This window comes from Bradyrhizobium sp. BR 1433 (genome assembly GCF_051547665.1).
GTDB lineage: Bacteria > Pseudomonadota > Alphaproteobacteria > Rhizobiales > Xanthobacteraceae > Bradyrhizobium > Bradyrhizobium australafricanum.
On the sequence record NZ_JBPUGG010000001.1, the window covers coordinates 5,652,589 to 5,665,881 of the forward strand.

Sequence of the window (13,293 nt, forward strand, 5' to 3'; positions counted from 1 at the left end):
GGCAAGTACAGAAATGCCAATCAATACCACGAATACGTGGCTCAGTACGTATCTTGGCTTGAATCCCACCTTATGGTACCGTCAAGCGAATCCGAACTACACGGCTCTTCACAGCGTGAGCCAAGTCACATCCAGTCAAACCGCACAACAGGGCCACCTTGCGCAAGCACAGAGTGGTTTCGCCAAGCTTTATCCGATGATATGCAGGCATAATCATTCGGATATTTTAACAATATTAACTCTCGTGCGGTGATCCGCAGTGAACTTTGTCGAGAAATTCGACGGCCTGTTGCCGAACACGGACGCTTATGCCCGTGGATATGTGCACGTCGACAGCGTTTCCACGCATGCTCCGCCCGGCGCGATCATCGTCGACGATGGGCAATTGCTGTTCACCGGCGACTTCAAGCGGACCGGGCTCGACCTCGTCATCGCGAAGGACGATCGGGAACTCGTCCTGAACGACTATTTCAAGGGCGAGAAGCGCGCGCCGCTGGCGTCGCCTGACGGCGCGCATCTCACCGGCGATCTCGTCAACGCACTCACCGGCTACACCCAATATGCCCAGGCCGGCGGCGCGGCGGAGCCGGCCAAGGTCATCGGCCATGTCACCAAGCTGACCGGGAACGCCACGGCCATCCGCAACGGCGTCGCGATCGTCCTGAACCAGGGCGATAACGTCAACAAGGGTGACGTGGTGCAGTCCGGCGGCGACTCTACGCTCGGCATCACTTTCATCGACGGCACCGTGTTCGGTCTCGGACCGAACGCCAAGATGGTGCTGAACGAAATGATCTACGACCCGAACGGGTCGAGCAATACGTCGCTGATGAGTTCTGGTCTCGGGCACGATCTCCTTCGTGGCCGGCGCGACCGCCAAGCACGGCGACATGAAGGTCGATACGCCGGTCGCGACCATGGGCATCCGCGGCACCGCGGTGCTGGTCGAGATCGATTTCGACGTGCAGGGCACCGGCGGCGTGCCGCCGGCCAAATTCCAGGTGCTGGTCGAGCCCGATGGCAGCACCGGCTCCTACATCCTGTTCGACAAGACGACGCTCAATCCGATCGCGACCGTCGATCAGGCCGGCACCCAGACCATTGTCAACGGCCAAGGCAGCGTCAGCTTCGTCTCGTCGGCGCAACTGTCGACCGATGCGCAGAAGCTGATCTCCGACGTCTTTGCGCTGAAGTTCACCGACAACAACAATCCCAACACCAAGCTCACCACCAACTTCACGGACAGCGTCGTCCCGGTCTCGAGCAGCTTCAAGCTCACCAGCAGCGACAGTGGCGCGCCGATCATCATTCTGCTGACCTTCGTCAACACGACCGGCCCTCAGGCCGGTGGCGTTCCCAACAGCAGGATCGACCACATCCCGGGGCCGCCGCAGGTCGTGACCCAGGACGCGGCGTTTACCGAGCGGCCGGGGCTGACCCAAAGCGGGCTGTTCGACACTGCGACGGGCCAGATCAAATGGCTGGACCTCAACGTCGGTGACATACCGAGTGCGAAGGTCGACTATTCCGCGTTCAGCTACCGGGACGCCAACGGCAGCGACGTGACCTCATCGCTGACGGCAGCGCAGCTTGCGGCCATCAAGACCGTCGAGATCCCGTTGCTGCTCGAGCCCGACCCGAACAACAAGAATGCCGGTTCGGCGACCTGGACCTACAACCTTGCTGACAGCGCGTTCGACTTCCTGGCTGCCGGAGAAACGCTGACGCTGGCCTATGTCGCGCGCGTCGATAACAATTTCGCGCCGAACAACGAGACCACGTTCAAGACCTTCACGATCACGATCACCGGCACCAACGACTCCCCGGTGGTGACGTCCTCGGCGCAGGCCGGTTCGATCACCGAACTCCCAGCAACGACGAATTCCGCCCAGCCTGATACGGCGCACGGCACGCTGACATTTACCGATGCGGATCTGACCGACACGCATACGGTCACCATCACCGGCGTCACCGAGGCCGGCGTCACCACCGGACTTGCCAGCCATGCCACCGTGCTGAGCTGGCTGTCGCTGGGCGCGCTGACCGATTCGACCGATGGCGTGACGGGATCGCGCTCCTGGACGTTCTCGGCCGCCGACAGGAGCTTCGACTATCTCGCCACCGGCGAGACGCTGACGCTGACCTACACGGTCGAGATCGACGACCATCAGGGCGGCGTCATCACGCTGCCGGTCACCATCACGATCGTCGGCGCCGACGACAGGCCGGTGATCACCTCGCCGACCCAGGCGGCCGCCATCACTGAAGCCGAGGAGACGACCGGTTCGGTCGTGCCGGATACCGCATCCGGTACCGTGACCTTCGTCGATGTCGATCTCAGCGACATCCACAGCGTCACCGTGGCTGGCGTCACCGAAACGGGCGTGACCACGGGGCTTCCCGATCAGGCGACGATACTGGGCTGGATGTCGCTCGGCACGCTGACGGATTCGACCGGCGGCGTAACCGGATCGCGCGCCTGGACTTTCTCGGCCGCCGACAGGAATTTCGACTATCTCGCCGTCGGCGAGACGTTGACGCTGACTTACCTGATCCAGGTCGACGACCACCACGGCGGTGTCGTCACCCAGTCCGTCACCATCACCATCACGGGCACCAACGACGTGCCGACGTTCACGTCGGAGCCGCCGACCGCCACGGTCCCCGAGATGATCGGCGAGACCGGATCGATCAAGCTCGACGTGGCCCAGGGCGCGGTGACATTTGCCGACGTCGATCTCGGCGACACCCACATCGTGTCCATCACCGGCGTCGCGGAATCCGGAACGACCACAGGCCTGCCTGAGGACGAGTCCACCATCCTGAACTGGCTCTCGCTGGGGACGCTGACCGATTCGACCGGCGGGGTCGCCGGATCCCAGGCCTGGACCTTCTCGGCCGCCGACCGCAATTTCGATTATCTTGCCGACGGTGAGACACTGACGCTGACCTATACGGTCGAGGTCAATGACCATCATGGCGGCGTGATCAGCCAACCGGTGACGATCACGATTACCGGCAGCAATGACGCGCCGATCGTCACGTCGGCGCCTCAGGCGGCCATCATCCCCGAACAACCCGATACGACCGGTTCATCGACGCTGGACAGCGCATCCGGCACCGTGACCTTCACCGATGTGGATCTCAGCGACACCCACACCATGACCATCACCGGCGTCGCCGAATCCGGGGCGACCACGGGCCTGCCCGACGAGTCCACGATCCTGAACTGGCTGTCGCTGGGTACGTTGACGGACGCGACCGGCGGTTCAACCGGATCGTCGACCTGGACGTTCTCGGCCGCGGACCAGAATTTCGACTATCTCGCCCTCGGCGAGACGCTGACGCTGACCTACACGATCCAGATCGACGACCACCATGGCGGCGTCGTCAACGAGCCCGTGACGATCACGATCAACGGCGCCAACGACGCGCCGACACTCGCCGACGTCAATGCCGGCACGCTCACCGATACCGCCGATAACGACACGTTCGGCGCGCTGACTGGCACGCTTCATGGCAACGACGTCGACCATGGCGAAACCGCGACGCTGACTTATGCCGCGCTCAATTCGGACCACGCCGCGGTCACGCAGATCGCAGGCCTCTACGGCTCGCTGACCGTCAACCCGGACGGCACCTACAGCTATGTTCCCGATGCTGCCGCTATCAACGCGCTCGGCAAGGGCACCTATGCCGACACGTTCGATGTGGAGACGATCGACGCGCATGGCGCCGTCGGGACCGCGAAGCTGATGATCGACGTGATCGGCGCCAACGACGCGCCGGTGATCCACACCGACAACGTCAGTATCACCGAACATCCCAACGGGACCGAGACGATCTCCGGCCTGACCGTGACGGACGCCGATGCGACGGCCGACGAGACCTTCACCATGGCCGCGGTGACGACGCCCGGTGCGGGCAGCAGCGTTGCGCCTTCGTCGCAGGAGGGGCTTCTCTCCAGCATCAACACCGCGCTTGGATCGTCGGGCCTCGTTCGACAACCCCGGCCAGACAGCTCCAGCGACCGACACGATCGCGCTCTCCGTGACCGATGGCCATGGCGCAACCGATACGGTCAACCTGATCTTCAACGTCCAACAGGATCGGCCCGAGCCCGTGATTCTGACCGGGACCAGCGACAAGGACGTGTTCTTTGGATCGGGGTACCAGGACAAGTTCGTGTTTGCGCCGAACTTCAACCACGACACGATCCTGAACTTCACGCCAGGCCAGGACCAGATCGACCTGTCCACGGTCGTCTCGGCAAGCACCTTCAGTAGCTGGTTCGATCAGCATGTTGCGACATCGCCGACCAATTCGGCGGATACGCTGATCACGATCGACAGCGCAGACACGATCACATTGCACAATGTCGCGAAGGCGAGCCTGTCCCAGAACGACTTCATCATTCATTTTACGTGACGGGCGCGCGGCCGTGCCGCCGGGGGGCTGGCCCGGCTGATTGTGCACTGCGCATGCTTGCTCGATTGGAACAATTCTGCGCGCGTGATATCCAGATGGCATGAAACGGCTGAAGGCGATACGCAGGTGGTTCGCACGGCGCTTCGGCTATGCGCGGCTGGTCTGCGTGGCGCTGTTGATCGGCATTGCCGCGCTGCGGATCGTGGATCCGGCTCCGGTCCAGGAGCTTCGCGTCAGGACGTTTGACACATTCCAGGCGCTGCAGCCGCGCCAGAAGACCGCGCGGCCGGTCACCATCGTTGACATCGACGAAAAGAGCCTCGCCGATCCCCGGCTCGGACAATGGCCGTGGCCGCGGACCCGGCTCGCCGACATCGTCACCAATCTCACCCGGCTCGGCGCCGTGGTGATCGCGTTCGACGCGGTGTTCTCCGAGCCGGATCGTCTCAACCCCGATATCGCCGCGGATACGTTCAGCAGCCTCGATGAGGAGATGCGCGCCAGGCTGCGGCAGCTGCCGAGCAACGACAGCATCATGGCCGAAGCCATCAAGAACTCGCGCGTGGTGCTCGGCGAATCCGGTGGACCCAACGTGCGCGCCGACCTCAACGAAAAGCTTCCGGTCACCGGACTTGCGATGCTCGGCGAGGAGCCGCAGCCTTTCATGTTCATGTTCCCGGGGCTGCTGCGCAACGTGCCGGTGCTCGAGGAGGCGGCTGCCGGGCGCGGTCTGTTCACGATCAGGCCGGAGCGCGATGGCATCGTCAGGCGCGTGCCGATGATCATGGTGGCGCAGGGCATCACCATGCCGTCGCTGAGCTTCGAGATGCTGCGGGTGGCGAGCGGCTCGGGCACGATCCTGATCAAGGCCGACAAGGCCGGTATCAAGAGCCTCGGCCTCAAGGGCTTTGCGATCCCGACCGATCTCCACGGCCAACTCTGGATCCACTACGCCCGCCGCGATCCCTCGATCTATGTCTCGGCGGTCGATGTGCTGGACGGGCGCGTCCCACCGGACCGAATTGCCGGCAAGCTGATCGTGATCGGCACCTCAGCGACCGGGCTGAACGACATCAAGACGACGCCGGTGACGCCGGCGATGCCCGGTGTCGAGGTCCACGCCCAGGTGCTGGAGAGCGCGCTGACCGGCGATGTCGTTTCGCAGCCGAATTACGGCATCGGCATCGAGTTCTTCGCCGCGCTGATCATGGGGCTCCTGGTGATCGCCTTCGCGCCGAAGTTCGGTCCGATCACGCTGGTCGCCGTCGGCGGAATGTTCGCCTCGGTGCTGATCGGCACCTCCTGGTATTTCTATTCCCAGCACCGGCTGCTGATCGACTTCACCTATCCGCTGATGTCGACCACGGCGATCTATCTCACGCTGATCTTCTCCGCCTTCGTGCGCGAGCAGCAGCAGCGTCGACAGATCAGGTCGCAATTCGTGCAGTACATGTCGCCGGCGCTGGTCGAGCAGCTGGCACAGTCGCCGGAGCGGCTGGTGCTCGGCGGCGAGGAACGCGAGATGACCATCATGTTCTCGGACATGCGCGGCTTCACCTCGATCTCGGAAACCTACAAGAGCAATCCGCAGGGCCTTACGGCGCTGATGAACCGCTTCCTTACTCCGCTTTCCAACGCGATCCTCGCCCGCAAGGGAACCATCGACAAATATATGGGCGACGCCATCATGGCGTTCTGGAACGCGCCGCTCGATGACAAGCAGCACCAGCTCAACGCCTGCGATGCGGCGCTCGACATGCTGGAGCGCGTCGACGACCTCAACCGGGAGCGCGAGCAGGAGGCGAAGGACGGCGGCCACGTCTATGTGCCGCTCAACATCGGTGTCGGTCTCACCACCGGCTCCTGCGTGGTCGGCAATATGGGCTCCGATGTGCGCTTCGACTACTCGGTGTTCGGCGACAGCGTCAATCTGGCCTCGCGGCTCGAGGGGCAGTCCAAGGAGTACGGCTTCCCGATCATCGTGGGATCGAAGACTGCGCTTGCGGTGAAGGAGAAGTTTGCGATCCTCGAGCTCGATTTCATCATGGTCAAGGGCAAGAAGGAGCCCGAGGTGATCTACGCGATTGCCGGCCGTGAGGATGTCGCGAGCTCCGGCCGCTTCCAGCGGCTGCGCAACCTGACCATCGAGATGCTCGCCTGCTACCGCGGCCGCGATTGGGACGGCGCGCTCGCCGCGATCGAACGCGGCCGCAAGACCGACGACGCGCAGACGCTGCAATATCTCTACCGCCTCTATGAGACGCGCATCCGCGCCTTCCAAAAGGAGCCGCCGCCCGACGACTGGAACGGCGCATTCGCGTTGACGACGAAATAGCCGACGCAAGCCCGCTGTCGTCCCGGCGAAGGCCGGGACCCATAACCACGAATGGTCGTTGACGGAAGATCGTCTCGCCGCGTGCCCATTGCGGCGGCCGCGGCGTATGGGTCCCGGCTCCCGTGCGCAATTGCGCACTAGGACCGATCGACATTCATTGCATCCAGATCATTGCGGCAGCGAGATGGACGAAGCCGGTAAAGTTGGCGGCTCGCCTGTCATAACGGGTTGCCAAGCGTCGGAAGTGTTTGAGCTGGCAAAAGCAGTGCTCGATGCGATTGCGCTGTTTGTAGGCGTCGGCGTCGTGCGGAATGATGATCCTGCGGGTGCGGTTTGACGGGATTACCGCCGTTGCGCCGATTTCCGCAATGATCGCCCGCAGGGCGTTGCTGTCATAGGCCTTGTCGGCGAGCACGGCATCGCCGCTCTGGCCGTGGAGCAGTGCGGGCGCCTGGGTGATGTCATTAACTTGCCCAGCCGTGACGATGAAGCGGAGCGGACGGCCGAGCGCATCAGCCAGCATGTGGATCTTGGTGGTCAGTCCACCTCGGGAACGCCCCAGCGCCTGATCTTTGGCCCCCCTTTTCCGCTCGTCGCCTGCTGGTGGGCGCGAACGATGGTGCTGTCGATCATCAGATACTGGTTGTCGCGATCGGCGGTCAGAGCAGCGAACACGCACTCCCAGACGCCGGCATGGCACCAGCGGCTGAAGCGCTGATGCACCGTTTTCCACTTGCCGTACCGTTCCGGCAGGTTGCTCCAGTGTGCGCCCGATCGCAAAACCCACAAACATCCGTTGACGAACAGTCGATTGTCCGCAGCCGTACGTCCCGGGTCGCCAGCTTTCCCCGGCAGCAGTGGCGCAATCCTCGCCCATTGCGCCTCCGTCAGCTCATATCGTTTCGCCGCCACCATCTGCTCCGTGTCTCGAATCACGGAACTCTATGAATCAGCGATCAAACCGCTTGGGAATCCTGAATGTCGATCGGTCCTAGGCCGGGACGACGATGGAATGTCTATTCCAGCCCGATCTGGGTCAGATCCTGGAACCAGTGCTGCGCCTGCACGAAGGTCTTCACCTTCGGCGACAGCGCGTGCGGATTGGTGTCGTGCACCACCCACACCAGCGCGGCATCGTCGACGATCAGCGCGTGCGCCTGCGCCAGCAGCGCATCCTGTTTGGCGGAATCGAAGGTCTGCTTGGCCTCGTCGATCAGCGCATCGACCTTCGGGTTCTTGTAGCCGCCCCAGTTGACGCCCACCGGCGCGACCTGGCCGGAGTGGAAGAACCGCACGATGGCGTAGAGCGGGTCCGACGTGACATAGGCGATGTTGTTGGCGGTGATGCCGGCATTCATCTCGTCGGCCGCGCCCTTGCGCCAGTGCGTATATAATGTCTCGAGCTCGACCACCTTGAAGTCGATGTCGATGCCGATCTCCTTGAAGCTCTGCTGCAGGAACTCGTTCATCGGCAGCGACAACATCTGCCCGGTGCCGCCCTGGGCGATGATGAAAGTCGTCTTCAGCGGCTTGTCCCTCGAATAGCCGGCTTCCTCCACCAGCTTCTTCGCGGCCGCGAGGTCGTATTTCAGTTCAAAGGTCGGCTTGCCGAACCACGGGCTCGACGGATCGACCTGGCCCTTGGCGGGTTTGGCGAGGCCGTTCATCAGGCCAACCACCGCGTCGCGGTCGATCGCGAGGTTGAGCGCCTTGCGCAGGCGGATGTCGGTCCATGGCGAGCCCGGCAGCACGCTCAAGTGATAGTTCCAGACATGCGGTGTCACGTTGTCGACGATCCTCATGCCGGCGGCCTTGAGCTGCGGCACGGCGTCGGGCGCCGGCGTTTCGATCAGGTCGACCTGGCCGGCCAGCAGCGCGTTGGTGCGGGTCAGCGCCTCCGGCATCGGAATCAGGATCATCTTGTCGACCTTCGCAAGCCGCTTCTTGTCCCAATAGTCCGGGTTCTTCGTCAGTTCGGCGAGCTCGCGCGGCACCAGCTTGGTCAACTTGAACGGACCGGTGCCGGAGGGCTGACTGGCGAACTTGTCCCAGTCCTTGCCGAGCTTTTCATATTGCGCGGGGCTCGAGACCAGGAACCAGAGCATCTGATAGGGGAAGAAGGAGTTGACCGTCTTGGTGGTGATCTCGATGGTGAAATCGTCGACCTTGGCGTAGCTCGCAACCGAAGGCAGGCGGGTCTTGACCTGCGCGCTCTGCCGCTTGTCGAACTGCGGTGCCTTGTCGTTCAGCACCTTGTCGAGATTCCAGATCACCGCGTCGGCATTGAAGTCGCTGCCGTCGTGGAATTTGACGCCCTTGCGCAGCGTGAAGCGCCATTTGGTCTTGTCGTTGTCGTCGACCCTCCATTCGGTCGCGAGCCCGGGCACCAGCTTGCCCGGCCGGTCGGCAACATTCATCTCCCAGGCAACCAGCGGATCGTAGATCGTGTAGGCGGTGAACTGATAGGCGCCCGCGCCGCGATCGGGCTGGCCGGTGGTCAGCGGAATGTCGGCCATCGAAATGCCGTAGCGCACAATGGACTCGGCTTGCGCCGACATGGCCGGCCAGCCCGCGGTCAAGGCAAGCGCCATTGCCGCCATCAGGATCGAATTGCGCGCACGCATATGAAGGCTCCGTTGGAAAGACGTTGGAGCCAAATCCTGCAAGCATGATGCCAGAATAGGCATCTTCGCTCCGTTCAGGCCCGAGGTGGGAAGAAATGAGCGCGCCCGGCGGTTATTTGCTGATGAACTATTCCCCTTGGCACAGGCATTGCATACGCTTGCCCAAGAAATAATCACCAAAACGTCACCAGACTCGAAGGGGCTGCTCAGATGCGTAACAGGAAAACCAATGCGACGGCGATCATGCTGGCGCTTGCGATAGCCACAGGCGTGCCGGCGATCGCCAGCGCCGAGACTGTGCTGCGCATTGGCATGACCGCTGCCGATATTCCGCGCACGCTCGGTCAGCCCGACCAGGGCTTTGAGGGCAATCGCTTCACTGGGCTTACGATGTATGACGCGCTGACGATGTGGGACCTGTCGTCGTCGGACAAGGCGAGCGCGATGATCCCCGGCCTTGCGACCGAGTGGAAGGTCGACGATGCCGACAAGACCAAGTGGATTTTCAAGCTGCGCTCCGGCGTCACCTTTCATGACGGCTCGCCGTTCAACGCCGACGCCGTGGTCTGGAACGTCGACAAGGTCTTGAAGCAGGACGCGCCGCAATACGATGCGAGCCAGGTCGGCGTCACCGCCTCGCGCATGCCGACGCTGGTCTCGGCGCGCAAGATCGACGACATGACGGTGGAGCTGACCACCAAGGAGCCGGACAGCTTCCTGCCGATCAACCTCACCAATTTGTTCATGGCGAGCCCGGCCAAGTGGCAGAAATTCTACGACAAGGCCGAAGGCGCCGACGCCAAGGCGAAGTCGCAGGCCGCGTGGGCCGCGTTCGCCAAGGACGCGTCGGGCACCGGCCCCTGGAAGATGTCGAGCTTCACCCCGCGCGAGCGGCTCGAGCTGGTGAAGAACGAGAACTACTGGGATAAGGCGCGCGTGCCCAAGGCTGACAAGATGGTGCTGTTGCCGATGCCGGAAGCCAATGCCCGGACGGCGGCGCTGCTGTCGGGGCAGGTCAACTGGATCGAGGCGCCGGCGCCGGACGCGCTGCCCGAGATCAAGCAGCGTGGCTTCAACCTCTATTCCAACGAGGAGCCGCATGTCTGGCCGTGGCAGTTCTCGCGTGTCGAGGGCTCGCCATGGAACGACATCCGCGTCCGCAAGGCGGCCAATCTCTGCATCGATCGCGAAGGGCTGCGTGACGGCCTGCTTGCCGGCCTGATGGTGCCGGCGACCGGCACGTTCGAGCCCGGTCATCCCTGGCGCGGCAACCCGACCTTCCAGATCAAGTACGACAAGCCGGCCGCGCAGAAGCTGATGCAGGAGGCGGGCTTCGGTCCGAACAAGAAGCTGACGGTCAAGATCCAGACCTCGGCATCGGGCTCGGGCCAGATGCTACCGCTGCCGATGAACGAGTATCTGCAACAGGCGTTGGCCGAATGCTACTTCGATGTGCAGCTCGACGTCATCGAGTGGAACACGCTGTTCACCAATTGGCGGCGCGGCACCAAGGATCCGACCGCCAACGGCTCGAACGCCATCAACGTCACCTATGCGGCGATGGATCCGTTCTTCGCGCTGGTGCGCTTCCTGCAGTCGGGCATGGCGCCGCCGGTGTCGAACAATTGGGGCTTCAACAACAACCCGAAGTTCGACGAGCTGGTGAAGAAGGCCCGCCAGACCTTCGAGCCGGCGGCGCGCGATGCCGCGCTCGCCGAACTGCATGCGGCCTCGGTTGACGACGCGGCCTTCCTTTATGTCGCCCACGACGTCGCACCGCGCGCGATGAGCCCGAAGATCAAGGGTTTTGTGCAGCCGAAGAGCTGGTTCGTCGACTTCTCGCCGGTCACGGTCGCGCCGTGAGGCGCTAGTCGCGCAATAGGTGCACCCTCTCCCCTTGTGGGAGAGGGTGGCTTCGCTGAAAGCGAAGCCGGGTGAGGGGTTGTCTCCGCGGACACGCCTCCCTGAGATGAATTGATTGTATCCGCGGATAGAAACCCCTCATCCGGCGCGCTCGGCGCGCCACCTTCTTCCACAAGGGGAGAAGAAGAAGAACGCAACGTGTTCGCCTATACGTCCAGACGGATCGTCTACGTCATTCCGATCGTGCTCAGCGTGGCGCTGGTGTGCTTCCTCTTGGTGCACATCACGCCCGGCGACCCCCTGGTCGCGGTGCTGCCGGCCGATGCCTCGCAGGAGCTCGCCGCGCAATTGCGCACGGCCTACGGCTTCGATCGCCCGTTGCCGGTGCAATTCGGTCTGTGGCTGTGGCGCGCGATCCATGGCGATCTCGGCAATTCGATCGCGACCGGGCGGCCCGTCCTGACCGAGGTGATGCGCGCCGTCGGCAACACCGTGATGCTGGCGATCGCGGCCGCGATGATCGGCTTTACGCTCGGCCTGCTGTTCGGCCTGATCGCCGGTTATTTCCGCGACACCTGGGTCGACAAGGTCGCGACCTCGGTGGCGATAGCCGGCGTGTCGCTGCCGCATTACTGGCTCGGCATGGTGCTGGTCATCATCTTCTCGGTGCAGCTCAACTGGCTGCCCGCGGTCGGCGCAGGACCCGGCGGCTCCGGCGCCTGGGCGTGGGACTGGGAGCATCTGCGTTATCTGGTGCTGCCGGCGATCACCACCTCGGTGATCCCGATGGGCATCGTCACCCGCACGGTGCGCGCGCTGACCGGCGACATCCTGAGCCAGGATTTCGTCGAGGCGTTGCGCGCAAAGGGCCTGCGCGAGACCGAGGTGTTCCGCCACGTCATCAAGAACGCGGCGCCGACCGCGCTCGCGGTGATGGGCCTGCAGCTTGGCTACATGCTGGGCGGCTCGATCCTGATCGAGACCGTGTTCTCCTGGCCGGGTTCGGGCCTGCTGTTGAACTCGGCGATCTTCCAGCGCGATCTGCCGCTGCTGCAGGGCACGATCCTGGTGCTGGCGCTGTTCTTCGTGCTGCTCAACCTCCTGGTCGACATCGCGCAGGCCGCGATCGATCCGCGCATCAAGCGGAGCTAGCCATGAGTGCGATGTTGGATAGCGCATTGCAGGCCGTCCCCGCGACCAAGGCGCGCGGCTATTGGGCGACGGTCGGCCGCCGCATCAGGCGCGACAAGGTCAGCATGGCCTGCGCCATCATCCTGGTGCTGATCTTTGCCTCCGCGCTGCTGGCGCCGTGGCTGCATCTTGCCGATCCCTATCAGGGCTCGATGATCCGCCGCCTCCGCCATATCGGCACGCCGGGCTATCCGCTCGGCACCGACGAACTCGGCCGCGACATGCTGGCGCGGCTGATCTATGGCGGTCGGCTGTCGCTGGTCATCGGCATCCTGCCGGTGATCTTCGCCTTCGTGATCGGCACCTCGCTCGGCCTCGTCGCCGGCTATGTCGGCGGCAAGCTCAACACCGCGATCATGCGCACGGTCGACGTGTTCTACGCCTTCCCGTCGGTGCTGCTGGCGATCGCGATCTCGGGTGCGCTCGGCGCCGGCATCACCAATTCGATCGTGTCGCTGACCATCGTGTTCGTGCCGCAGATCACCCGCGTCGCCGAAAGCGTCACCACGGGCGTGCGCAACATGGATTTCGTCGAGGCGGCGCGCGCGTCCGGCGCCGGCCCCTTCACCATCATGCGCGTACACATGCTCGGCAATGTGCTCGGCCCGATCTTCGTCTACGCCACCGGCCTGATCTCGGTGTCGATGATCCTTGCGGCTGGCCTCTCGTTCCTTGGGCTCGGCACCAAGCCGCCGGAACCGGAGTGGGGCTTGATGCTGAATACGCTGCGCACCGCGATCTACGTCAATCCGTGGGTCGCGGCGCTGCCGGGCGCGATGATCTTCGCGGTCTCGATCTGCTTCAATCTGCTCAGCGACGGCATGCGCAGCGCCATGGACATCAGGAATTAAA

The 13,293-nt window shown here is 63.5% G+C and carries 9 protein-coding genes; 6 read left to right on the forward strand and 3 right to left on the reverse strand.

The annotated features are described in order from the left end of the window. Positions 1–235 precede the first annotated feature (235 nt). The gene (locus tag ACSKB9_RS27165) at positions 236–919 is read right to left on the reverse strand and encodes a hypothetical protein (protein WP_438076958.1); all 684 of its coding nucleotides are present in this window, start codon (positions 917–919) and stop codon (positions 236–238) included. On the opposite strand from ACSKB9_RS27165, the gene ACSKB9_RS27170 reads away from it, so the two are divergent. From ACSKB9_RS27170 to ACSKB9_RS27180, 3 genes are all read left to right on the forward strand, one after another. Then, positions 861–4,286 carry a VCBS domain-containing protein gene (locus ACSKB9_RS27170; protein WP_438076960.1) on the forward strand — a complete coding sequence of 1,142 codons (3,426 nt, stop codon included), beginning with the start codon at positions 861–863 and terminating at the stop codon, positions 4,284–4,286. The two genes, ACSKB9_RS27165 and ACSKB9_RS27170, sit on opposite strands and share 59 nt — an antisense overlap. Then, positions 4,186–4,428, forward strand: coding sequence for a type I secretion C-terminal target domain-containing protein (locus ACSKB9_RS27175; protein ID WP_438076962.1), 243 nt, complete (start codon positions 4,186–4,188; stop codon positions 4,426–4,428). Before ACSKB9_RS27170 ends, ACSKB9_RS27175 begins: the two co-directional genes overlap by 101 nt. Before the next feature lie 100 nt (positions 4,429–4,528). Continuing rightward, positions 4,529–6,763, forward strand: coding sequence for a CHASE2 domain-containing protein (locus ACSKB9_RS27180; RefSeq protein WP_438076964.1), 2,235 nt, complete (start codon positions 4,529–4,531; stop codon positions 6,761–6,763). A gap of 154 nt (positions 6,764–6,917) precedes the next feature. On the opposite strand, the gene ACSKB9_RS27185 is transcribed toward ACSKB9_RS27180, so the two are convergent. Next, positions 6,918–7,678 (reverse strand): IS5 family transposase gene (locus ACSKB9_RS27185; protein ID WP_438072676.1). Its coding sequence is split into 2 segments (ribosomal slippage): positions 6,918–7,333 and positions 7,333–7,678, totalling 762 coding nucleotides; the frame shifts between segments, so codons are not numbered across the junction. 101 nt (positions 7,679–7,779) lie between these two features. Further along, the gene (locus ACSKB9_RS27190; RefSeq protein ID WP_438076966.1) at positions 7,780–9,387 is read right to left on the reverse strand and encodes an ABC transporter substrate-binding protein; all 1,608 of its coding nucleotides are present in this window, start codon (positions 9,385–9,387) and stop codon (positions 7,780–7,782) included. A 210-nt stretch (positions 9,388–9,597) separates the two neighbouring features. Here ACSKB9_RS27190 and ACSKB9_RS27195 point away from each other — a divergent pair, with 210 nt between their 5' ends. From ACSKB9_RS27195 to ACSKB9_RS27205, 3 genes are all read left to right on the forward strand, one after another. Next, positions 9,598–11,250, forward strand: coding sequence for an ABC transporter substrate-binding protein (locus ACSKB9_RS27195; RefSeq protein ID WP_057020087.1), 1,653 nt, complete (start codon positions 9,598–9,600; stop codon positions 11,248–11,250). Between the two features lie 198 nt (positions 11,251–11,448). Beyond that, a complete protein-coding gene (locus tag ACSKB9_RS27200) occupies positions 11,449–12,402 on the forward strand; it encodes an ABC transporter permease (RefSeq protein WP_050382524.1) in 954 nt (317 codons plus the stop codon). A gap of 11 nt (positions 12,403–12,413) precedes the next feature. Further along, positions 12,414–13,292 (forward strand): ABC transporter permease, encoded by an 879-nt coding sequence (locus ACSKB9_RS27205; RefSeq protein WP_438080415.1) that lies wholly within the window; start codon positions 12,414–12,416, stop codon positions 13,290–13,292. Position 13,293: the final 1 nt, after the last annotated feature.

Coding starts and splice junctions, on each gene's coding strand:
- ACSKB9_RS27165 (WP_438076958.1), bottom strand. CDS start 919: ATGGTCGCGACCGGCGTATCGACCTTCATGTCGCCGTGCTTGGCGGTC.
- ACSKB9_RS27180 (WP_438076964.1), top strand. CDS start 4,529: ATGAAACGGCTGAAGGCGATACGCAGGTGGTTCGCACGGCGCTTCGGC.
- ACSKB9_RS27190 (WP_438076966.1), bottom strand. CDS start 9,387: ATGCGTGCGCGCAATTCGATCCTGATGGCGGCAATGGCGCTTGCCTTG.
- ACSKB9_RS27195 (WP_057020087.1), top strand. CDS start 9,598: ATGCGTAACAGGAAAACCAATGCGACGGCGATCATGCTGGCGCTTGCG.
- ACSKB9_RS27205 (WP_438080415.1), top strand. CDS start 12,414: ATGTTGGATAGCGCATTGCAGGCCGTCCCCGCGACCAAGGCGCGCGGC.